Consider the following 22,523-nt stretch of genomic DNA (forward strand, 5'->3'; position numbering starts at 1 on the left):
TCAGTTGCGGTTGATGGTGAAGGTTGTCGTGGGGTTCTGGATGTCCACCGCGTTGTTGCTCAACCGGAGGTTGTTGAAGGTGACCGATCCGACGGCCGGCCCCTGCCCGGCTTCCGGCATCGGGTTCGCCCAGATGGCGAAGCCGGACTTCGCGTCGTAGGCGTCCCCGCTCTTGCGGGCACCGCTGATCGAGACGTTCGTGAATACCGTGTCGGTGATCGGGTTCTGCGGCTGCCCGCCGACGTAGTTGGTCTGGAACATGATGCCGCTGTAGGTCGGATCGATGATGTCGACATCGCTGACCCGGATGCCCTGGAACACCTTCGAGGCGGAGAAGACCCAGATCGCCGGGAAGGTCTGCCCACCCCAGAAGTGCCCACCGGCCCGCACGATCGAGATGTTCTCGAACCGGGTCGGCGGGTTGGCACCGAAGCCGTTCATCGGGTAGCCGAAGTCGAGCGAGCTGATGGTGATGCCCGAGTAGACCAGGGTGTCCGCGATGTAGATGTTGCGGAACGTGTTGCCGTAGCCGCCGTACACGGCGACACCGGCGGCCCGCCAGGTCAGGGTCGAGGTCAGGTTCTCGTAGATGTTGTCCTTCATGTCGGCGCCGCCCGCGTCGATCGCCGAGAACAGCGCGAAGCTGTCGTCGCCGGTGGCCCGGGCGTCGTTGTTGCTGACCAGGTTGTTGGTGCTGCCGTTGGTCATGTTGATGCCGTCGGCGAACATGTTCCGGATCCGGGAGTTCTTGATCGTCATGTAGTCGGTGTTCGCGCCCCAGTAGAGGCACACCATGTGCTCGTTCCAGATGTTGTCGATCACGATGTTCGACACGTTGGCGAAGTCGAACACCTTGCCCGGACCGTCGATCCGCGAGGTGTAGTTGCCGAAGTAGGCGAAGTTCTTGAAGGAAGAGTTCGCCGCCGAGTTCTCCGCCCGGAAGCCGATGTCGGTGTTGTCCTGGCCCGACGGAGCGTTGAACCGGGTGTACCAGGGGCCGGCGCCGGTCACCTGGACCGCCTTGCCGTACACCTGGAACTTCGACGAGGTGGAGTAGTTACCGGCCGGCAGGTACACCCCGACCAGGTTGCCGGTGGTGTCCATCCGCACCCGGTCCAGGGCGTTCTGCACGTCCTGGTGGGTGAAGCCGGTCGGCGTGGTGTAGCGGGCCGGGTCCGGGTTGGCGATCGGCGCCACCTGCTCGGTGTTGATGAAGTCGATCGCGTACGTGGTGGTGTTGGCCGGGTCCTTCTGGAGGCGGATCTTGCTGCCGGCCGGAACCGTGGAGTTGAGCATGACGTTGGCTTCGTCGTAGATGTGCCGCGGTCCGCCCGCGCTCGGCGAGTTGCCCGGGCTGGCCTCGTTGCCGTAGAGCCAGGCGTACCGGGACGTCAGGTCGATGGCCTTGTGGAACGTGCCGTTGACGTAGACGTTCAGCGTCGAGTTGATCCCACCGCCGCCCGGTGCGTCCGGGATGGAGAAGCGAGTGACCAGCGTGTTGGTGCTGGCCCGGGTGGTGAACTCGACGTAGCTGCCCGTCGAGTTCAGGGTCACCGCGCGCCGACCGGACGCCTCGCCGGCCAGGTCGCCGATCTCCCGGTTCGGTCCGACGACTGTGCCGCCGCCGCCGATCACGCCGTCCTCGGCCTCGTACATGTCGTACGGCATGTTGGCGCCGCGACCGACGAAGAGCGGCCGGTCACTGGTGTTGTTGGCCTGCTTCACCGGCAGCTCGTTGCCGTCCACCGCGAGCACCACCCGGACGGTGTACTTGCCGTTCGCGGCGGTCCAGGTGCCCAGGCTGATCGGGCCGACAGTGGCGCCGGCGTTGATCACGCCGGAGTGCGAGCCGGTCAGGGTACGGACCACGGTGCCGGAGTCGTTGAGCACGGTCAGGGTGATGCCGTGCGCACCGGAGGCGGAAGCCTGGTTGCCGGCGTTGCGGATGGAAACGGAGAAGGTCACCGTGTTGCCCGCTGACGGGTTGCCCGGCGACCAGGCGACCGCCGAGGCGACCAGGTCGGAGCTGGCGACCGCGGCGACGACCAACGGGCTGGGGTTGGTGTAGCTGTTGTTGGTGTCGTCCTGCTCGACGACGGTGTTCGACTCGTCGACCTTGGCGCTGAGCGGGTAGCTGCCCGAGTCCCGGGTGCCGATGCTGGCGCTGACAGTGGTCGAGGCACCGGCCGCGAGACCGCCGACCGAGGCCGTGCCCACCCGGGTGGAGCCCAGGTAGAAGTTGACGTTGGTCGCGCCGGAGGCCGCCGAGCCCGCGTTACGCACCGTCGCGGAGAGCGTGATGGTGCTCGTCTCCACCGGTGCGGACGGGCTGAACGACATGCCGGTCACGGTCAGGTCCGGGTTCGGCGCCGGGGTGCCGAAGACCTGGAACTCGGCCACCTGACCGGCCGGAGCGCCGGTGTTCGAGGCGATCGAGAGCCGTACGTCGGCCGCCGCGCCGGAGACCGGGATGGTCACCGTGTTGCCGCTGCCCGGGTTGAAGGCGTAGTTCGCCGCGCCGACCAGGGTGGTGAAGCTCGACGAGCCCTGGTCCCGGCCGAGCACGGTGATGTTCTGGGTACGCGCGCCCCACGCCGAGTCCGGGTTGAGCTTCACGACGACCTGGCTGAGGCTGGCGTTCGCGCCGAGCTGCACTGTCAGCGTGCTCGGGTTGCCGTTGCCCTCCCAGTAGGTGGCCACGTTGTTGTCGTTGGCGTTGGTGGCCACGAACGTGTGCACGAACCCGGAGGCGCTGATCGGCTTGCCGATCGCCAGGTTGGAACCGGTCGGCGGGTTGCCGGTGCCGGTGCGGGTCACTGTGTTGCTGTTGGCCGACTGGTTGCCGGCCGCGTCCTTGGCCCGCACGTAGTACGACACCGTGGCAGTGGTCGGCTGGCTGTCGGTGTACGTGAGCGTCGAACCGTTGACGCTGCCACGCAGCGCGCCGTTGGCGTAGACGTCGTAGCCGGTCACCCCGACGTTGTCGGTCGACGCCGACCAGGCGAGCCGGATCTGCCCGCTGACCGGCTGGGTGTAGGCCAGGTTGCCCGGCACGCTGGGTGCCTGGGTGTCGTTGCTGCCGGTGGCGCCGTACACCTCGACCTCGGACAGTTGGGCGGCCGGCCAACCGGTGTTGCCGGTGACCTGCACGCGTACGTAGCGGGTGCTGGCGGCGGTGAAGCTGACGGTCGCGGTGTTGCCGCTGCTCGGGTTGAAGGTGTAGCCGGCGGACGCCTTCAGGATGGTGAAGGACGAGCCGTTTGTCGAACCCGACACCGACAGCGTCTGGGTACGGGTCTGCCAGTCCGACGCGGGTGGCAGCTTGAGCACCACCCGGTCCACGCTGACGGTGGCGCCCAGGTCCGCCTGGATCCACTGCGGGAACGCGTTGTTGGCGCTCTCCCAGTAGGTCGACGCGTTGCCGTCGTTGGCGTTGCCCGCCACGTAGTTCTGGTTGTGGCTGCTGGCGGTCATGGTGGCGGAGAGCCCGGCGAGCATTGCCACGCGGGCGGCGGCCGCTGACGGGTCGGCCGCCGGTGCCGCGCTCGCCATCGGGGTGACGACCGGGGCAGTGGCGAGGAGCATCCCGGCGAGCGCGCCGGCGAGCATTCGACGGCGGCCGGTTCGGGCGGTGCGGGGGACGGTGGTGGGCGCGCCGGTTGGCGGCGTGCCTCGTCTGGTGCCGGTCCTGGACATGGGGTCGCTACACCTCTTTCGGGGATGGGTGTGGGTGCGTTGCCCGGCGACGGGTGCAGGGGTACGCCCGTCGTTCCGCGACAGTTGGGGGCTAGCTGGAGTAGATCTCGAACTCGCTGAGCTGGCCGGCTGGCCAGCCGCTGTTGCCGGTGACGGTCAGCCGCAGGTACCGCTGGGTGGTCGCCGTGAAGGTCACGGTGACCGTGTTGCCGCTGGCCGGGTTGAAGGTGTAGCCGGCGGACGCCTTCAGCGTGCTGAACGTCGAGCCGTTCGTGGAGCCGAGCACCGCCAGCGTCTGCGTACGCGTCTGCCAGGCCGACGAGGGTGGGAGCTTCAGCACGACCCGGGACACCGACCGGTCGGCGCCCAGGTCCACTGTCAACGACTGCGGGAACGCGTTGTTGGCGCTCTCCCAGTAGGTGTTCGCGTTGCCGTCCACCGCGTTGGGAGCGGCGTACACGTCGGAGTGGCTGGTCTCGGTGATCGACCGTCCGGCCGCCAGGTTGCCGCTGGTCGGCGGCGGGGTGGTCGGCGGCGGGGTGGTCGGCGGCGGGGTGGTCTGGGTGCCGCCGTACACCTCGACCTCGGAGAGTTGGGCGGCCGGCCAGCCGGTGTTGCCGGTGACGGTGACCCGGATGTAGCGGCGGTCACCGGAGGGCAGCCCGATCGACACCGTGTTGCCCGCACCGGGGGCGAAGACCCGACCGGCGGACGACGCCAGTGTGGTGTACGACGAGCCGTCGGTGGAGCCGAGCACCGACAGGGTCTGGGTGCGTTGCTCCCAACCGGTGGGCAGCTTGAGCGCCACCCGGTCGACCGACCGGGAAGCGCCCAGGTCGATGGTGACCGACTGGGGGAAGGCGTTGTTGGCGCTCTCCCAGTACGTCGACGCGTTGCCGTCCACCACGTTGGCGGCCGTGTAGCTCTGGTTGGTGCTGGTCGCTGTCGTCGACCGGCCCAGCGCCAGGTTCGCGCTGGTCGGGGGCGGGGTGGTGGGCGGTGGGGTGGTGGGCGGCGGGGTGGTGGGCGGTGGGGTCGTCGGTGGCGGCGAGGTGGGTCCGCCGCCCCACTGGGGGTTCGGCCACGGGCCGCAGTACGGGGTCGGGGTGTACCAGCCGGAGTTGCCGGAGCCCTGGGTGATCTGGAAGCCGGCGCCCACGCAGTTGTGCATGGGGTTGCTCTGCGCGATGTTTGTGGCCCGCACGTTGGTGAACGACACCTGGCTGTTCGCCTGCACCTGGAGCGCGTACGTGCCGGCGCCGTCGATCCGTACGTTGTTGAGGTTGATCCCGTTGGTCTGGCCCTCGATCCAGTGCAGCGCCGCGTACGAGCTGTCCAGGATGTCGGTGTCGGTGATGTTGATGGTGGGGTTCTGGAACGCCTCGTTGAGCGCGGAGAACCAGATCGCCCCGACACCGAAGTTCCAGTTGTAGTCCGAGTTGCCGTTACGGATCAACGTGTTCCGGGCGATCGTCCAGGTGCCCTGGACTCCGGTGGCGCCCTGCACGCCGGGGTAGCGGTTCGCGACGTGGATGCCGCCGCCGTTGGTCAGCGAGTCGGCAGTCACGTTGTCGGTGATCTTGATGTCCCGACCGCCGTAGCTGACCAGGTGGTTCGCCAGCAGGGTCACCCCGATGGTGTTGTGGGTGAAGGAGTTGTTGACGTTCGGCACGCTCTGCGCCCACATCGCCAACGCGTCGTCGCCGGTGTTGCGGACGAACGTGTTGGTCACCGTCGAGTTGGTGACGCCGGTGTGGAAGTTCACCCCGTCCGCGGTCTGGTCCAGGATCCGGCTGTTGCGGATGGTGAAGTTGTCCATCGGGCCGTCCATCCACGCCCCGACCTTGGTGTTCTCCAGCCAGAGGTTGTCCACCACCGAGTTGGTCATCGCCCCGCCGAGAGCGTTGACCTGGTCGTCGTCGACGCGTTCGCGGATGTCGCCGATGATGGCGAAGTCCCGCAGCGTGACGTTGCGGCTGGGCCCGTTCGCCTCGTGGGCGCGGACCGGGCCGGTGTAGCCGCCACCGGGGACGTACTTGCCGTAGATGCCGACGGACCGGTGTCGCTCGGTGGGGTGCCGGCCGCCGAGCACCGAATACCAGGGCCCCGCGCCGCGCAGTGTCACCCCGTCGACCACCACGTGATCCCAGAGGGTGAAGGTGCCGGTCGGGATCCAGACCGCCCGGCCCTGGGCCTTGCCGGCGTCGACCGCCGCCTGGAACTTCGCCGTCGAGTCGGTGGCGCCGCTCGGGTCGGCGCCGAAGTCGGTGACCACGTCGAGCACGCCGGAGGGCTTCGTGATCGCCGGGGCGACCAGCTCGAAGTCGGCCAGGTCGATGGTGAACGTGGGCGACTGCGCGGTCGAGGAGACCTGGAGCCGGATCTTCGTGCCGGCCGGCTGGGTGCTGCCGAACAGCGCCCGGGTCTCGTCGTAGAAGTGGTGCGGGTTGGTGTCGCCCGGGTTGTTGTTGAACGGGTATCCGCCGTAGTACCAGCCGTACCTCGACGTCACCGGGACCGACCTCAGCAGCGCCCCGTTGGCCCGCAGGTCGATGGCGGCGTCCCGGCCGGTGCCGGCCGGGCTGTCCGGCAGGCTGTAGCGGAAGGTGACAGCGTTGGCCGGGGCGGTGAGGGTGAACTCCACGTACTCGCCGACGGCGTCGAGGGTGACCGCCTCCCGGCCGGACGCCTCGGACGGCAGCGTGCCGTAGCGCCGGTCCGGGCCGATCTTCGTGCCGTTGTGGGCGGTCTCCTCCGCCTCCTGCTCGACGAACGGAACTGTGGCGCCCCGGTTGGGGATGTCGAAGGGGGACAACCCCGCCGCCGAGGCCGGGGTCGCGGTGCCGGTGACCGCGAGGACGGTGACCGAGGTGGCGGCGAGCAGGGTGGCGGCGATGGCGGCCAACAGTGCCCGGGCCGGGTGTCGAAGGTGGTGCGGGGTGCCGGTGGTGTGGTTGGCCATGAGCTGCGCTCTCCCTTTCGTCAGGCAGGCCAGATCCCCCCGTGTCGGTGCGGTGTCGCGCGTCCCCCTCGGTTCTCCCTTCTTTGGTGGCGTGGTGCCGGCGGCCGGGACGGGCCGCCGGCACCACGGCGAGCAGCGTCAGGTCAGGCCGGGCCGTCCGCCCCGCGCGGCCCGTCGGTGGATTCGGCGGTACGCAGCCAGACCGCTGTGTCGGACGGCAGCAACCCGTCGTCGAGCGGCCCGCTGGCCAGCAGCAACTCCCCCTGAGCTGGCATCGGCACCGGCGCGGCGGACAGGTTGACCAGGCAGGTGAAGCCCTCGCCGCGGCTGAACGCCAGCACCCCGTCCGGGGCGGGCAACCAGGTCAGCTCACCGTCACCGAGCGCCGGGTCGGCCTTTCGGGCCTGGATCGCCGCCCGGTACAGCTCCAGCATGGAGGCCGAGTCGCCGGTCTGCGCGCTGGCTGTCCGGTCCTTCCAGTCGGCCGGCTGCGGCAGCCAGGGCGCCGCGGCACCCTCCGGGCTGAACTCGAACGGCGGCTCGTCCCCGGCCCACGGCAGCGGTACGCGGCAGCCGTCCCGACCGGGGTCGATCCGGCCGGACCGCTCCCACATGGGGTCCTGCCGCATCGCGTACGGGATGTCCTCGACCTCGTAGAGGCCCAGCTCCTCGCCCTGGTAGATGTAGGCCGCACCGGGCAGCGACAACGAGAGCAGCGCGGCGGCGCGGGCCCGGCGGGTGCCCAGCTCCAGGTCGGTGGGGGTGCCCTCGCGTTTGGCGGCGAAGCTGAACCGGGTGTCCGCGCGACCGTAGCGGGTGACGTGCCGGGTGACGTCGTGGTTCGAGAGCACCCAGGTGGCCGGCGCGTTGACCGGCGCGTGCGCGCTCAGCGTCCCGTCGATGCTCTCCCGCAGCGCCGCGGCGTCCCAGGCGCAGCCGAGGAAGTCGAAGTTGAACGCGGCGTGCAGCTCGTCCGGGCGCAGGTAGTTGGCGAACCGCTGCCGGTCCGGCAGCCACACCTCACCGATCAGCGCCCGGTCGGCGTACTCGTCGGCGACCCGACGCCAGCCCCGGTAGATGTCGTGCACCCCGTCGAGGTCGTGGAACGGGTGCGGCTGGTCCTCGCGGACCTCGGGCAGCGTCCCGTCCTTGACCAGGAGCCCGGCCGAGTCGATCCGGATGCCGTCCACGCCCCTGTCGAACCAGAACCGCAGGATGTCCTCGAACTCCTCCCGCACCCGGGGGTGGTCCCAGTTGAAGTCCGGCTGCTGGGGGGCGAACAGGTGCAGGTACCAGTCGCCGGGGGTGCCGTCCGGGTTGGTGGTGCGGGTCCAGGTCTCGCCGCCGAACTCGCCGACCCAGTCGGTGGGTCGTTCGTCGCCGTTGGGGCCACGGCCGGGTCGGAACCAGAAAAGGTCCCGTTCTGGCGCGCCGGGGCCCCCGGCGAGCGCGGCCTGAAACCAGGGGTGGGCGTCGGAGCAGTGGTTGGGCACCACGTCGACGATGGTCCGGATGCCCAGCGCGTGCGCCTCCGCGATCAGCGCCTCGACCTCGGCCAGGGTGCCGAAGACCGGGTCGATGTCGCGGTAGTCGGAGACGTCGTAGCCGGCGTCGGCCATCGGGGACGGGTACCAGGGGCTGAACCAGATCGCGTCGACGCCGAGCGCGGACAGGTGGTTCAGCCGGGACCGGATGCCGGCGATGTCGCCGATGCCGTCGCCGTTACCGTCGGCGAAGCTCCGGGGATACACCTGGTAGATCACGGCTCCACGCCACCACGGACTTCTGTCAGCTGTGGACACGAGCACCTGCTTTCTGCGTCAGTACGTCGGCGGGTTCGCCGGACCTGGTTATGTGTCGGGCGAACGGTCGTTGTTCGCCGCGCGGGAGGACCGGTGGTCGCTATCCCTTGATGCTGCCCGTGGTCAGACCGGACATGATGTTCCGCTGGAAGATCAGGAAGATGATGACGGTCGGGATCGCGGCGATGACCGACGCGGCGATCACCACGTTCATCGGCGTGCCACCCGCGAAGGCGTAGATGCCGACGCTGACCGTCCGGGTCTCGGGCGACGGCATGACCAGCTTTGGCCAGAGGAAGTCCTTCCAGACCGCCGTCACGGCGAAGATGGAGACGACGCCGAGGATGGGACGCGACAGCGGCAGGATGATCGACCAGAGCGTGCGCAGCGACGTCGCCCCGTCCATCAGGGCCGCCGCCATCAGCTCCTCGGGGATCGAGTCGAAGAACCGCTTCAACAGGAAGATGTTGAACGCGTTCGCGACCAGGGGCAACCAGATCGCGAACGGTGAGTCCAGCAGGTTGATGTGCACGATCGGCAGGTCGATCACCGTCACGTACTGCGGAACGATGAGGACCATCGCCGGGATCATCAGCGTTCCCAGCATCAGGGCGAGGATCACGTTGCCGAAGATCGGTCGAAGCTTTGACAGCGAGTACGCGGCGGCGGTGTCGAAGACCAGTTGGAACAGCACCGCGCCGATGGCGTAGTAGAAGGTGTTGAAGAGCAGCTTGGCGAGGGCCAGGTTGTTCCACGCGTCGATGTAGTTCTGCGGCTGCGGATCCTTCGGGAACAGCGACGGTGGGGTCTGCGCGATCTCCTGGCCGGACTTGAGCGCGCCGGTGACCATCCAGTAGAGCGGCCCGAGGAAGACGAGCGTGAACCCCGCCACCACCACCACCAGCAGCGTCCAGTAGATGACCCGGCCGCGCCCCCGGCTGAGCTGGGATTGGGAGATGAGGGTCCGGGTTCCGGAATCCTGTGCCATTCCTCGCCGTCCTAGTCCTGTTTCGCAGTCAGCCGCACGTACACGGCGGAGAAGCCGGCCAGCACCACGAGCATGATCACGCCCAGGGCGGCGGCGCCGTTGAGGTCGTTCTGGAAGAACCCGTGCTGGTAGATGAGGTACGCCACCGAGGTCGCCGAGTCCTCCGCACCCGCACCGTTGGCGAGGATCAGTGGCTCGATGAAGAGCTGCATGGTGGCGACGATCTGCAACATCGCCAGGAGCGCGAGGATCAACCGGGTCTGCGGGATCGTCACGTGGACGATCCGGCGCCAGATCCCGGCGCCGTCGAGCTCGGCGGCCTCGTACAGCTCACCGGGGATGTTCTGCAACGACGCCAGGTAGATCAGCACCGCGCCGCCCATGTTCATCCAGGTCGACGCGAGCACCATCGCCGGCATCGTCATCTCGGGTGACTGCATCCACTGCGAGGTGGGCAGGTGCAGCGCCTTGAGGATGGCGTTGAAGAGCCCGGCCTCGCTCGGGTCGTACGCGTAGAACTTGAAGAGGAACAGCGCGGAGGCCGGCGGCAGCATCACCGGCAGGTAGACCAGGATCCGCAGGTACCCCTTGGCGTGGCGGAACTCGTTGAGCAGGATCGCCACGAAGAACGGCACCACGTATCCGAGGGCCAGCGCCAGGACAGTGAAGTAGAAGGTGTTCTGCCAGGCCGTCCAGAAGCTGGGGTCGGCGATGATGCGGGAGTAGTTGTCCCAGCCCACCCAGGTGGTCTCGCCGCGCCGGGTCCGCTGGAAGCTCATGATGATGCCGCGGACCATCGGGTACCAGGAGAAGACGACGAAGCAGAGCACCGCTCCGATCAGGAACGCGTGACCGGTGAGGTTGTCCCGTACCTTGCGGCCGAGGCTGGTGCGCTGCGGCCTCGCCGAGTACGGCGACGGCGGGCGGCCCGGTTTCCTGGGGGTCTCCGGGACGGTGGTGATCGCCAAGGCAACTCCTGGGTGAGTCGGTGACGTCGAGATGTGGCGCGAGTGGCGTGGGGGTCGGGTCGGCGTCCCGACCCCCACACGATCGGTCAGCTCTCGGCGGCGAGGAGCTGGTTGACCTTCTCCTCGGCGGTCTTGAGCAGTGCGTCGATGTTCGAGTTCGGGTTGGTCAGCACACCCGACATCGCGGCGTCGAGCACCGCGTAGACGGCCTGGGCGTTGCGCGGCTCACCCTTGATCGGAACCGGGGTCGCCTCGAAGAGCGCGAAGTTCGCCGTGTCGACGTTCGCGTTCGCCTTACGCAGCTCCAGCTCCTGCTTCTGGGCGTCACTGCCGTTGGCGAAGAGCAGCGGCTGGGGCAGACCCACCGGGTAGTTCTGCGGCTTGGCCCGCACGTAGTCGAACTGGCCCTTGCCCGGGGTGAGCTTCTGGTACGCGATCCACTTCAGACCGGCCTTGACCTGCTCGGGAGTGAGGTCCTTCTTGAAGAAGTAGCCCTCGCCACCACCGAGCGTCCCCTTCGCCGCGCCGTCCTGGCCGGGCAGCGGGGCCATCGCCCAGTCCTGGAACTTGCCCTGGAACTGGCTGACGATCGCCTGGGTGGCGTCCGGCGCGCCGATGAACATGCCGACCTTGCCCGCGCCGGCGTTCGTCAGCAGGTCGCCCCACTGGAGCAGCTGACGGGCGCCCATGCTGTTGTCGCCGTACCGCATGTCCTTGAGGTTCTGCAGGACCTGCTTGCCCATGGCGTTGTTGAAGTCGGCCTTCTTGCCGTCCTCGGTCAGCACCTGGCCACCCTGCGAGTAGAGCAGGGAGGTGAAGTGCCAGCCGCCGGTGTTGCCGGCGCTGTACTCCGAGTAGCCGGCGATGCCGTTGCCGAGCGCGGAGATCTTCTTGGCGGCGGCACGGACGTCGGCCCAGGTCTTGGGCGGGTTGTTCACGTCCAGCCCGGCCTGCTGGAACAGGGCCTTGTTGTAGACCAGGCCCATCGAGTAGTTCTTCACCGGAACGGCGTAGAGCTTGCCGCCGTCGGTGAAGACCTCCTTGAGCGCCGGGTCGACGCTGTCCCAGGTCGAGATCGCGTCCTTGTTGACGTGCGGGCCGATGTCCATCGCCTGACCGGAGTCGAGCACCTGCTGGAGATCGGTCATGTATCCGTAGAAGACGTCGGTCACGGTGCCGCCGGCGAGGCGGGCGGTGAAGTCCGGCGGGTTGTTGCACTGCTCGCCGACGCTGACGCTCTTGATGGTGATGTCCGGGTTCTGCTTCTGGAACTCGGCGACGTCGTCGTTCCAGTTCTTCAACAGCTCTTTCTGCGCGCCGACCGGCTGGCAGTCGACCGTGATGGTGACCTTGCCGTTGGCGTTCGAGCCCTTGTCGTCGCTCTTCGTGGAGCATGCCGTGAGGCTGAGCCCCAGGCCGGCCACGAGCGCAACCGCCGCAGCCTTTCGGTGTTGCGGTACGGACATCTGTCCATCCCTTCGGGAACGGGTGTCTCCAATGACCTTCGCTGATCTGCGGTGATACGACCTGACGCCCAGTAGCTGCGTCGGAGCCAGGTGTGAGTGGAGTCACTGTAGCGAGGCCGACTCATTTCGGCAAGGTATCGACCCTGTTCCGAAAGGACACGACGTGATGACGACAGATGTTGGCAAGTCGCTGAAAGCAGCCCGATTTGGCGGCTATTGATCGCTTACGACCGACCATTCGGACCGGTCGATGCCGACGATGGTGAGCAACGACGAAAACGGCCGCCGACCGCGAGAGGCGGTCGACGGCCGAAGCGTCGTTCGGTGTGGTGCCTAGCGGCCAGGGGCGGGCGCGGTGGAGCCCCGCACCACCAACTCCGGCTCGAACAGCAGCTCGTCCTGAAGGACACCGGCACCCTCGATCTGGGTGACCAGCAGATCCACGGCGGCCTGCCCCATCGTCTCGATCGGTTGCCGCACTGTGGTCAACGGCGGATCGGTGCACGTCATGAAGGCGGAGTCGTCGAAACCCACCACCGACACGTCGGCCGGAACCGAACGGCCCAGCCGGCGGGCCGCCCGAATCGTGCCCAGTGCGAGCACGTCGCTGGCGCAGATGATGCCGGTCACGCCCCGCTCGACCAACTTCGTCGCGGCGACCCGCGCACCCTCCATCGAGAAGCTGGAACGCTCGACGCACTCGGCGTCGCCCTCGTCCCAGCCGGCAGCCTGGACCATCGCGTCGAGCTTGCGCCGCGACGGCACATGCCCCTCCGGGCCGAGCACCATGCCGATCCGTTCGTGCCCGAGCGAGCGCAGGTGCCCGTACGCCTGCTCCACCGCCACCGCGTCGTCGGTGGAGACGCGGGGAAAGCCCAGCTCGTCCACACCGGCGTTGACCAGCACGACCGGAAGCCCTCGGTCGGTCAGCCGACGGTAGTGGTCGTGTCGGGCGTCGGCGAGCGCGTACGAGCCACCGGCGAAGATCACCCCGGAGACCTGGTGGTCGAGGAGCATCTCCACGTAGTCCATTTCGGAGACCCCACCGATGGTCCGGGCACAGAGCGCCGGGGTGTAGCCGCGCTGAGCGAGGGTGCCGGTGACGACCTCGGCCAGCGCCGGGAAGATCGGGTTCTGCAACTCGGGCAGCACCAGCCCGACCAGCCGGGCGCGTTCGCCGCGCAGCTTGGTCGGCCGCTCGTAACCGAGCACGTCCAGTGCCGTCAGCACGGCGGTGCGGGTCGCCTCGGAGACCCCGTCGCGGCCGTTGAGCACCCGGCTGACGGTGGCCTCGCTGACGCCCGCCTTCTTGGCAACTTCAGTCAACCGCTTGGTCACGGTCGCAATCGTACGTCACCTGGATGAAAGAAATGAACAGCAAATTGCCGGCGTTTGTCGGCGCACTGCTTGATCGTCACGCGGAGCCGGGGTCAGGACAGGTCGCGCAGGGCGGTTTCGATGGCCCGGTGAAAGGTCGGGTACGCGTAGATCATGTGCCGGAGCTGACTCAGCGGCACCGCCGCGTGCACCGCCACCACCAGCGCGGACAGCACCTCGCCACCGGCCGGGCCGGCCGAGGTGGCACCGATCAGCACGCCCTGGTCGGCGTCCGCCACGAGCTTGATGAAACCGTCGTCGCCGACCCGGTGGATCCAGCCGCGGGTGGAGCTGCTGAGCTTGGTGAAACCCACCTGCACGTTGATGCCGCGTTCGCGGGCCTGCTGTTCGGTGAGCCCGACCGCGCCGATCTCGGGATCGGTGAACGTCACCCGGGGCAGCGCGCGGTAGTCGGCTCGCGGAACGGTGCCGGCCGACCCGCTCGACCCGCTGGCGGCCAGCGAGCTGGATGCGCCCATCGCGCCGCCGACCACGCTGGAGGTGCCGCTGGCGTCCGCCCCCGCCTTCGCCTGCCGGGCACGGGCCAGGATGTCGGCGATCACGATCCCCGCCTGGTACATGGCGATGTGCGTGAAGGCGCCCTCGCCGGTGATGTCGCCGACCGCCCAGACGTGGTCGGTGACGTGCAGACGGTCGTCGACCGGGAGGTAACGCTGGCTGGCGTCCAGGCCGATCGTGTCCAGGCCCAGCTCGCTCAGGTGTGCCTTGCGCCCGGTCACCACCAGCAGCCGGTCGGCGGTGAACTCCGCGCCGCCGCCACCGCGCAGCGTGAACCTGGTCCCGTCGTGTTCGACCCGTTCGGCGCGTACCCCGGTGTGGATCTCCACGCCGTCGGCGCGCAGCGCCGCCGCGGCGACCTCGGACGCCTCGGGTTCCTCGACGGCCAGCACCCGGTCGAGCGCCTCGACCACTGTGACCCGGACCCCGAAGCGGACGAAGACCTGCGCCAACTCCAGGCCGATCGCGCCGCCACCCAGCACGAGCAGCGACTCCGGCAGCTCCTCGACCTCGATCGCCTGGTGGTTGGTCCAGTACGGCGTGTCGGCCAGGCCGTCGATCGGCGGCACCGACGGACGCGTGCCGGTGCCCAGCACCACCCCGTGCCGGGCCTCGAACACCTGGTCACCGACGCGGACCCGGCGCGGACCGTCGAGCCGACCGCTGCCCCGCACGAGCCGGCCGCCCTTGCCGACGAACCGCTCCGCCGCGACCGTGTCGTCCCAGGTGTCGGTGGCTTCCTCGCGGATCCGCTTCGCCACCGGCGCCCAGTCCGGCTGGACCTGCGCCGTTCCGGCGAGCCCGTCGACCCGGCGAGCCTCGGCGAGCGCGTTGGCGGCTCTGATCATCATCTTGCTCGGGATGCAGCCCCAGTACGGGCACTCCCCGCCGACGAGATCCCGTTCGACGCCGACGACGTTCAGGCCGGCCTCGGCAAGTCGCTCGGCCACCTCCTCGCCGCCGACCCCGAGCCCGACCACGACCACATCCACCAGCTCCGGATCCGCCACACCGAACAGCATCCCCCAGCGACACCACCCCAACCACCGGGGTCGGCGGAAAAGTCGGCGCGCGCACCGACCCGGACGCCTACCGTGGCCGGATGCACGCACGCTTCGCTCCGGTCCAGGACTGCTTCCACGACCTGCTCGCCTCCGGTCGGGAAACCGGCGCAGCCCTGACCATCTGGTACGACGGGCAGCCGGTCGTGGACCTGACCGGCGGCTCCCGCCGCGGCCACGGGCCGGGCGGCGAGCCGTGGCTGCCGGACACGCTGGTGAACGTCTACTCGGTCGGCAAGCCGGTGGCAGCGCTCTGCCTGTTGCTGCTCGTCGACCGGGGAACCGTCGATCTCGACGCACCCGTGGACCGGTACTGGCCGGAGTTCCGCACTCCCGCCACAGTGCGTCAGGTGTTGTCGCACACCGCCGGACTGCCGGCCTTTCCGGTGCCGCGACCGGCCGCCGCGATCGCCGACTGGGCGCTGCTCATCGGCGACCTGGCCGCCGCCGACCCCGAGTGGTCGCCGGGCTCGGTCGCCGGGGAACACGCCTGGACGTACGGGCACCTGGTGGGCGAGCTGGTCCGCCGCGTCGACGGACGGTCGGTGGGCCGGTTCCTGGCCGAGGAGATCGCCGACCGGTGGCAACTCGACCTCGGCTTCGGGTTGACCGAGGCGGACCAGTTGCGGTGCGCGGACCTGCGGTACGGCGACCCGCAGTGGCCGACCCGAATGCTCGGCGAGCCCGGCTCGCCACGGGCGCGGGCGATGGGCAACCCGGCCGGCGGGCTGGACCTGGCCGTGCTGAACAGCCCGATGTGGCGGGGCGCGGAGGTGCCAGCGGTCAACCTGCACGCCACAGCGTCCAGCCTGGCCCGGCTCTACGCCGGCCTCCTGGCCGGTGGTGTCCTGGACGGGGTTCGGCTGTTCAGCCCGGAGCTGGTGGCGGAGGCGACCCGGGTCCAGTACGACGGGCCGGACCTGGTGCTGGACCGCGACGCCCACTGGACCCTGGGCATGCAGTGGGAGCCGGACGGCAGCTGGGGCATGGGTGGCATCGGCGGCAGCAGCGCGTGGGCCGACCCCGAGCGCGGCTACATCTTCGCGTACGCCACTGCGCACCTCGCCGAGCACGACCGGGTGGACGAACTGGTCGAGGCGTTGCACTCGGTGCTCTGATCAGCGCAGCCAGACGGGGTCGGTGTCCGGTACCGAGAGGGGCGGTGGGTAGTCGAGCGTCTGGCGCAGGGCCTCGGGCAGCCGCCACGGTTGGTGGATGGCCTTGCCCTGCACCCCCGCCAGCTCCGGCACCCACCGACGCACGTAGTCGCCGTCCGGGTCGTACCGTTCGGCCTGCCGGACCGGGTTGAACCCCCGGTAGGGCTTCGTGTCGTTGCCGGTGCCGGCGACCCACTGCCAGTTGCCGGAGTTGTTCGCCACGTCCCCGTCGAGCAGCCAGCGGAAGAACACCGCCACTCCGGACCGCCAGTCCTGCCCGAGGTGTTTGGTCAGGTAGCCGGCGGTGATCAGCCGGGTCCGGTTGTGCATCCAGCCCTGTGCCAGCATCTGCCGCATCCCGGCGTCGACGATCGGCATCCCGGTGCGTCCCTCGGTCCAGGCCGCCAAGGCGTCGTCGTCGTAGCGCCACTGCTCGGTGGCGCCCCGCCGGTACGCCGTTGTCGAGATCTCCGGGAAGGCTGCGGTGACCTGGTAGTAGAAGTCCCGCCAGCAGAGCTGCCTGACGAACGGGCCGGACCGGTCGCCGGCGCGGTTCGCCACCGCCAGCGGCGACACGCAGCCGAAGCGCAGGTACGGGCTGAGCCGGGACGTGTCGTCGCCGGCCATGTCGTCGTGCTGATCGCCGTACCGGGTCAGGTCGGGCAGCCAGTCGGTGAGCCGCTGCCGGGCGATCCGCTCACCACCGCTGGCCGCGTCGGGTGAGTCGCCGGCCGGCAGCGCCGGCAGCCGACCCACGCGTACCCGATCGGGCAGCGCGATCCGGCGCGGCGCGGCCAACTCCTCGCGCCACCGGTTGGCCGCCCAGGCCCTGTGGTACGGGCTGAACACCCGGTAGTGGTCGCCGCCGCCACCGGGCCGCAACGCGCCCGGCTCGACCACTGTCAACCCGGGAAACAGTCGCAGGTGCAGCCGGTGCCGCTCGCACTCGGCGCGTAGTCGCCGCTCCCGACGGACGGCGTAGTGGCTGACGTCGGCCGACAGCGCGACGGCGGTGGCCCCGATCTCGCCGGCCAGCCGGATCGTCTCGGCCGCCGGGTCGCCGTGCCGGACCACCAGGTCGCCACCACGCTCACGGAGTTGGTCGCGCAGGTCGGCGAGGGCCTGGTGCAGGAAGCGGGTGCGGTTGGCGGAGAGGTCGGCCAGCGCCGGGTCGAGCACGTACAGCGGCACCACCTGGTCGAAGGCCGCACAGGTGGTGGCCAGCGCCGGGTGGTCGTGCACCCGCAGGTCGCGGGTGAGGAGCACGATCGCCGTGCTCGCGGTCACCGGCTCTCCGGCTGGATGGTCGGCCCGGGGATGACGACCGGGGTACCGGTCGGGCTGAGCAGGGCCCGCGCGGCCACCGCCATCCGTCGCCGCTGCGGCACCAGGGCCCGCCGGACGAAGACGTCGTAGTCCTGCGCGGCCACCTCGTCGAGGATGCCGCCGTAGAGGGCGTACGCGGTGCGCATGCAGGCCTGCGAGGCGGGCGCCAGCATGGTGATGCCCGGTGCGGCGGCGCCGTAGTGCGCCTGGGCGCGGGTCACCTCGTACTCGATCAGCTCGCGGATCCGGGCTGTGACGCGGCCCCGGGCGCGGGCCTCGACCAACTCCTCGCGGGTGACCCCGAACTTCGCCATGTCCTCGTCCGGCAGGTAGGTGCGGCCCCGGTCGAGGTCCTCGGCGACGTCCCGGATGAAGTTGGTGAGCTGGAAGGCGAAGCCGAGTTGTCGGGCCGGCTCCCGGGCCGCCACCGGGTCGGAGGTGCCCAGGATCGGGAGCATCATGGTGCCGATGACCGCCGCCGAGCCCTCCATGTAGTCGAGCAGGTGGTCGTAGGTCGGGTACGCGGTGACGGTCAGGTCCATCGCCATGCTCTTCAGAAACGACGCAAAGTCGTCCCGGTCGAGATCGAAGACGGCGATCGTGTGCAGCACTGCCGGCAACAGTGGGTCGTCGACCGGCGCACCGTGCAGACCGGCCACGAACTGGCTGGCCCAGTGGTCCAGCAGGGCGGCCCGCTCGGCCGGCGGCAGGTCCTCGGTGCGGTCGACGATCTCGTCCGCGTACCGCGTGAACCCGTAGAGGGCGTGCACATGTCGTCGTTTCCAAGCGGGGAGCAGGCGGGTGGCGAGATAGTAGGTGCGGCCGTGGCGTTTGTGCAGCTCACGGCACCGGTCATAGGCAGCGGTGAGATCAGTTTCCACCGGCCCTCCTCCATTTTTCGACGCACCAATCGACGCAACTCGTACCCTAGGGTACGCTCAGCCGCATGGCCAACGACGCAGTTGCGGGCAACGTGACCCGCGTGGCGCCGACAGGGCCGGGGGACGGGGACGATCCGGTCCGCGCCGTTCTGGCTGCTTATACCCACGATCTGGTCACGGCTGTCGGCGAGACCCTGGACGCCTTCCTCACCGCCGAGGTCGACACCCTCAACGACATCGACTCGTCGATGGGCAGCTTCGCCGCCACCGCGCGGGAGGCCGTCCTGACCGGCGGCAAGCGGATCCGCTCCACGTTCGCCTACTGGGGGTGGCGCGGGGCCGTCGGTGGCACCGCGCCGCTACCACCCGTGCTGCCCGCGCTGGCCGCGCTGGAGTTGCTGCACACCTTCGCGCTGGTGCACGACGACGTGATGGACGCGTCCACCACCCGCCGCGGCCGGCCCACCGCGCACGTCGCGCTCGCCGAACAGCACGTCGCCGCCGGCCACCGAGGTGATCCCGGCCGGTTCGGGGAGGCCGTCGCCGTGCTCATCGGCGACCTCTGCATGGTCTGGGCCGACCAGTTGCTTTCCCACGCCTCGGTGCCGTCGACGCGACTCTTCGAGGTGCGCCGCTGCTACGACCAGATGCGGGTCGAGACGGTCGCCGGGCAGTATCTGGACGTGCTCGGCGAGAACGACCCGGAGAGCTGGTCGGTCGACCGGGCACTACGGGTGGCCCGCTACAAGACCGCCAGCTACACCGTCCAGCGACCACTGCTCTTCGGCGCCTGCCTGGCCGGGGTGCCCGCCGACGACCCGCTGGTCTCCGCGTACACCCGCTACGGCCTGGCTGTCGGCGAAGCGTTCCAGCTCCGCGACGACCTGCTCGGCGTCTACGGCGACCCGGCGGCGACCGGCAAGCCGGCCGGGGACGACCTCCGCACCGGCAAGCCGACCACGCTGCTCATGCTGGCCCGCGAGCTGGCCACGCCGGCACAGCTCACGGCGTTGGAGCGGGCCGCCGACGGATCGGTCGACACGCTCGCCGAACTGGTCGCCGAGACCGGCGCGGTGACCCGGGTGGAGCAGATGATCGCCGAGCGGGTCAGCGACGCGCTGGCCGCGCTCGACGCCGCGCCCGTGGACCAGACGGCGCGGACCGCGTTGACCGGGCTGGCCACCGCCGCTGCCAACCGGCGGGCCTGAAGAGCGACTTGAGCGAGGAGGTGGTCACGTGCGGACGGTGACAGGACGGACGGACCGGGTGGTGGTCGTCGGGGCCGGGCTGGGCGGGCTCGCCTGCGCGTTGCACCTGGCCGGTAGCGGTCGACAGGTGACGGTGCTGGAGCGCGAGCCGGTGCCCGGCGGGCGGGCCGGACGCCTCGGCGTGGACGGCTACGAGTTCGACACCGGCCCGACAGTGCTCACCATGCCCGACCTGATCGCCGAGGCGCTCGGCGCGGTCGGCGAGGAGCTGCACGACTGGCTGGACCTGACCCCGCTCGACCCCGCCTACCGGGCGTACTACCCGGACGGCTCGACCCTCGACGTGCTCACCGACACCACCCGGATGGCGGCCGAGATCTCCCGGGTCTGCGGGCCTCGGGAGGCCGACGGCTACCTTCGGTTCGTCGAGTACGCGCGGGAGCTGTGGCGGCTGGAGCGCACCGACTTCATCGAGCGCAACCTGGACGCGCCCACCGACCTGATCACCGGCAACCTGCTCAAGCTGCTCAGCGGCGGGGCCTTCCGACGCCTCCAAACGAAGATCAACCAGTTCTTCCGGGACCCGCGTACCCAGCGGATCTTCTCCTTCCAGGCGATGTACGCCGGCCTCGCGCCGCACGACGCGCTGGCCATCTACGCGGTCATCGCATACCTCGACTCGGTGGCCGGGGTCTACTTCCCACGCGGCGGCATCCACGCGGTCTCCAGGGCGATGGCCGGCGCGGCCGAGAAGCACGGCGTGCAGATCCGGTACGACACCACCGTGACCCGGGTGGAGACCGTGAACGGCCGCGCCACCGGCGTGCTCACCGCCGACGGCGACCTGGTGCCGGCGGACGTGGTGGTGCTCAACCCCGACCTGCCGGTCGCCTACCGGGACCTGCTCCCCGCCGCGCCGCAGCGCCGGCTCACCTACTCGCCGTCCTGCGTCGTTCTGCACGTCGGCTCCCGACAGGCCTATGCGAAGATCGCCCATCACAACATCCATTTCGGACGCGCGTGGAAGGGCACCTTCGATGAGGTCATCCGACGGGGTGAGCTGATGACCGATCCGTCGCTGCTGGTGACCAACCCGAGCCGGACCGACCCCGCGGTGGCCCCGCCGGACCGACACACCTACTACGTGCTCGCCCCGGTGCCCAACCTGCACCGGGCGCCGTTCGAGTGGCGCGGTGACCTGACCCAGCGCTACACCGACCAGCTGATCGGCACCCTGGAGGAGCGCGGCTACGTCGGCTTCGGCGCCGGGGTCGAGGTGCTCCGGGCGATCACCCCCGCCGAGTGGGAGGAGCAGGGGATGGCCGCCGGCACCCCGTTCGCCGCCGCGCACACCCTCTTCCAGACCGGCCCGTTCCGCCCGTCCAACCTGCACCGCGACCTGCCGAACGTGGTCTTCGTCGGCTCCGGGACCCAACCCGGCGTCGGCGTACCGATGGTGCTCATCTCCGGCAAGCTCGCCGCCGGCCGGATCACCGGGGAAGGCCGATGAGCAGTCGTGAGAAGCACCTCGTCGAGCTCGTCGACGAGGCCGGCACTGCCCACGGCGAGACGACCGTCGCGGCCGCGCACCAACCACCGGGGCAGCTGCACCGGGCCTTCTCGGTGTTGCTGGTGGACCCGGACGGCCAGGTGCTGCTCCAGCGCCGAGCCGCCGTGAAGACCCGGTTCCCGCTGCGCTGGGCCAACTCCTGCTGCGGCCACCCCCAGCCTGGCGAGTCGCTCGCCGAGGCGGCCAACCGACGGCTGAGCGAGGAGCTGGGCGCGGGCCCGGTCGAGCTGACCGAGGTCGGCATCTACGTCTACTACGCCGAGGACCCGGCGACCGGTCGGGTCGAGTTCGAGTACGACCACGTACTGCGAGGCGAGTTCCTGCCCCACGCTCCGCTACTGCCCGACCCGGACGAGGTGGCCGAGCTGCGGTGGGCCGACCCCGCCGCGCTGGAGGCCGAGTTGAAGCTCGATCCCCGGTCGTACGCGCCCTGGCTGGGCGGGGTGGTGAACCGCTTGCTACGCCCCGCGGAGCCACGGTCGGGCGCAACCGGCCCGGCCATGACGCCGCCCGGATCGTCGGCGGATGACACGGCGGAGCGGTCGGGTGGTCGATGAGGCGCTGAGCGCGGGCGCTGTCGCACGTCGGTTGGGGGTCGCGGTGACGACCCTCCGCACCTGGCACCAGCGCTACGGGCTCGGGCCCAGCGAACACGTCCCCGGTCACCACCGCCGGTACACACCCACCGACCTGGCCCGTCTCGAGATCATGCGACGGCTCACCGCCGACGGGGTGAGCCCCGCCGAGGCGGCCCGTTGGGCCCGCCAGGCACCGGACCCGATGCCCAACGGCACCGGCACGGTCGCCCCCGCCCGGATCCACCCCACCGGCCGTGACGGCGGCGGCTCCATCCCGGTCGGCCGTGCCGGTCCGGCGGCCCGCGGCCTGGCCCGGGCCGCCATGCGACTGGACGCGGCGGTGATCAGCGAGACGATCGCGCACGCCCTGGCCGCCGGCGGGGTCGTCGCCACCTGGGAGGGCCTGCTGCGCCCGGTGCTCGCCGGTATCGGCGAACGACACGCAGCCACCGCCGGCCTGATCGAGGTGGAACACCTGATGTCCCGCTGCGTCTCGGAGGCGCTCGCGGCGGCCAGTCGGGCCAACGTCCCCACCGGGCCGGCCCGGATCCTGCTCTCCTGCGCCGACGAGGAACAGCACACCCTGCCGCTGGAGGCGTTGGCGGCGGCTCTCGCGGAGGCCGGTGTCAGCTACCGGATGCTCGGCGCCCGGGTGCCGGTGGCTGCCCTCGTCGAGGCGGTCAACCGGACCGGACCGGCCGCCGTGGTGCTCTGGTCGCACACCCGGGCCACCGCCGACCCGACCCAACTCAGCGCGCTGCTCGCCGCCCCCCGGCGCCCGTTGCTGGTGCTCGCCGCCGGCCCCGGCTGGCGAGCCGACACGCTGCCCGCCGGGGTGGTGCGACCGGTCGACCTGGCCGAGGCGGTCTCGCTCTCCGCCGCCGTCCGCGACTCCCTGGGCCAGTCGAGGCGTGATTGATCGCACTGTCGCCGGATCGCGGCGTGAACTACCGTCGGGCGGGTC

Annotated in this window: 15 protein-coding genes; 5 read left to right on the forward strand and 10 right to left on the reverse strand. The window is 70.1% G+C overall.

The genetic code is table 11. The features are described from left to right. From PSH03_RS12900 to PSH03_RS12935, 8 genes are all read right to left on the reverse strand, one after another. Positions 1–3,696, reverse strand: a complete 3,696-nt coding sequence (locus PSH03_RS12900) for a galactose-binding domain-containing protein (RefSeq protein WP_238689241.1) — start codon at positions 3,694–3,696, stop codon at positions 1–3. 91 nt (positions 3,697–3,787) lie between these two features. Then, positions 3,788–6,658: a galactose-binding domain-containing protein gene (locus PSH03_RS12905; protein ID WP_238689242.1), complete on the reverse strand. Its 2,871-nt coding sequence runs from the start codon at positions 6,656–6,658 to the stop codon at positions 3,788–3,790. A 143-nt stretch (positions 6,659–6,801) separates the two neighbouring features. Then, positions 6,802–8,421 carry a glycoside hydrolase family 13 protein gene (locus tag PSH03_RS12910; RefSeq protein ID WP_238689243.1) on the reverse strand — a complete coding sequence of 540 codons (1,620 nt, stop codon included), beginning with the start codon at positions 8,419–8,421 and terminating at the stop codon, positions 6,802–6,804. A 139-nt stretch (positions 8,422–8,560) separates the two neighbouring features. Next, entirely contained in the window at positions 8,561–9,448 is an 888-nt protein-coding gene (locus PSH03_RS12915; protein ID WP_112586245.1) for a carbohydrate ABC transporter permease, read from the reverse strand. 11 nt (positions 9,449–9,459) lie between these two features. Next, the gene (locus PSH03_RS12920; RefSeq protein WP_112586243.1) at positions 9,460–10,416 is read right to left on the reverse strand and encodes a carbohydrate ABC transporter permease; all 957 of its coding nucleotides are present in this window, start codon (positions 10,414–10,416) and stop codon (positions 9,460–9,462) included. An 86-nt stretch (positions 10,417–10,502) separates the two neighbouring features. Continuing rightward, positions 10,503–11,882 carry an ABC transporter substrate-binding protein gene (locus PSH03_RS12925; protein WP_210784174.1) on the reverse strand — a complete coding sequence of 460 codons (1,380 nt, stop codon included), beginning with the start codon at positions 11,880–11,882 and terminating at the stop codon, positions 10,503–10,505. Between the two features lie 333 nt (positions 11,883–12,215). After that, positions 12,216–13,220: a LacI family DNA-binding transcriptional regulator gene (locus PSH03_RS12930; RefSeq protein WP_112677526.1), complete on the reverse strand. Its 1,005-nt coding sequence runs from the start codon at positions 13,218–13,220 to the stop codon at positions 12,216–12,218. A 92-nt stretch (positions 13,221–13,312) separates the two neighbouring features. Continuing rightward, entirely contained in the window at positions 13,313–14,800 is a 1,488-nt protein-coding gene (locus tag PSH03_RS12935) for a dihydrolipoyl dehydrogenase family protein (RefSeq protein ID WP_238689244.1), read from the reverse strand. Between the two features lie 80 nt (positions 14,801–14,880). On the opposite strand from PSH03_RS12935, the gene PSH03_RS12940 reads away from it, so the two are divergent. Beyond that, the gene (locus PSH03_RS12940) at positions 14,881–15,957 is read left to right on the forward strand and encodes a serine hydrolase domain-containing protein (protein WP_238689245.1); all 1,077 of its coding nucleotides are present in this window, start codon (positions 14,881–14,883) and stop codon (positions 15,955–15,957) included. On the opposite strand, the gene PSH03_RS12945 is transcribed toward PSH03_RS12940, so the two are convergent. Beyond that, positions 15,958–17,283 carry a cryptochrome/photolyase family protein gene (locus PSH03_RS12945; RefSeq protein ID WP_238689246.1) on the reverse strand — a complete coding sequence of 442 codons (1,326 nt, stop codon included), beginning with the start codon at positions 17,281–17,283 and terminating at the stop codon, positions 15,958–15,960. After that, positions 17,280–18,203, reverse strand: coding sequence for a phytoene/squalene synthase family protein (locus PSH03_RS12950; protein WP_210784170.1), 924 nt, complete (start codon positions 18,201–18,203; stop codon positions 17,280–17,282). The genes PSH03_RS12945 and PSH03_RS12950 overlap by 4 nt, the downstream gene beginning before the upstream one ends. A gap of 65 nt (positions 18,204–18,268) precedes the next feature. Between PSH03_RS12950 and PSH03_RS12955 the strand changes: the two genes are divergently transcribed. The 4 genes from PSH03_RS12955 to PSH03_RS12970 are packed head-to-tail and all read left to right on the forward strand — an operon-like array spanning position 18,269 to position 22,478. After that, entirely contained in the window at positions 18,269–19,411 is a 1,143-nt protein-coding gene (locus tag PSH03_RS12955) for a polyprenyl synthetase family protein (protein ID WP_238689247.1), read from the forward strand. A gap of 28 nt (positions 19,412–19,439) precedes the next feature. Beyond that, positions 19,440–20,921 (forward strand): phytoene desaturase family protein, encoded by a 1,482-nt coding sequence (gene crtI / locus PSH03_RS12960; protein WP_091395988.1) that lies wholly within the window; start codon positions 19,440–19,442, stop codon positions 20,919–20,921. Beyond that, complete coding sequence (gene idi, locus PSH03_RS12965) at positions 20,918–21,538, forward strand: isopentenyl-diphosphate Delta-isomerase (RefSeq protein WP_238689248.1); 621 nt, start codon at positions 20,918–20,920, stop codon at positions 21,536–21,538. Before crtI ends, idi begins: the two co-directional genes overlap by 4 nt. Beyond that, the gene (locus PSH03_RS12970; protein ID WP_238689275.1) at positions 21,528–22,478 is read left to right on the forward strand and encodes a MerR family transcriptional regulator; all 951 of its coding nucleotides are present in this window, start codon (positions 21,528–21,530) and stop codon (positions 22,476–22,478) included. Before idi ends, PSH03_RS12970 begins: the two co-directional genes overlap by 11 nt. Positions 22,479–22,523 lie beyond the last annotated feature (45 nt).

The organism is Micromonospora salmantinae (genome assembly GCF_022230905.1).
Taxonomy (GTDB): domain Bacteria; phylum Actinomycetota; class Actinomycetes; order Mycobacteriales; family Micromonosporaceae; genus Micromonospora; species Micromonospora salmantinae.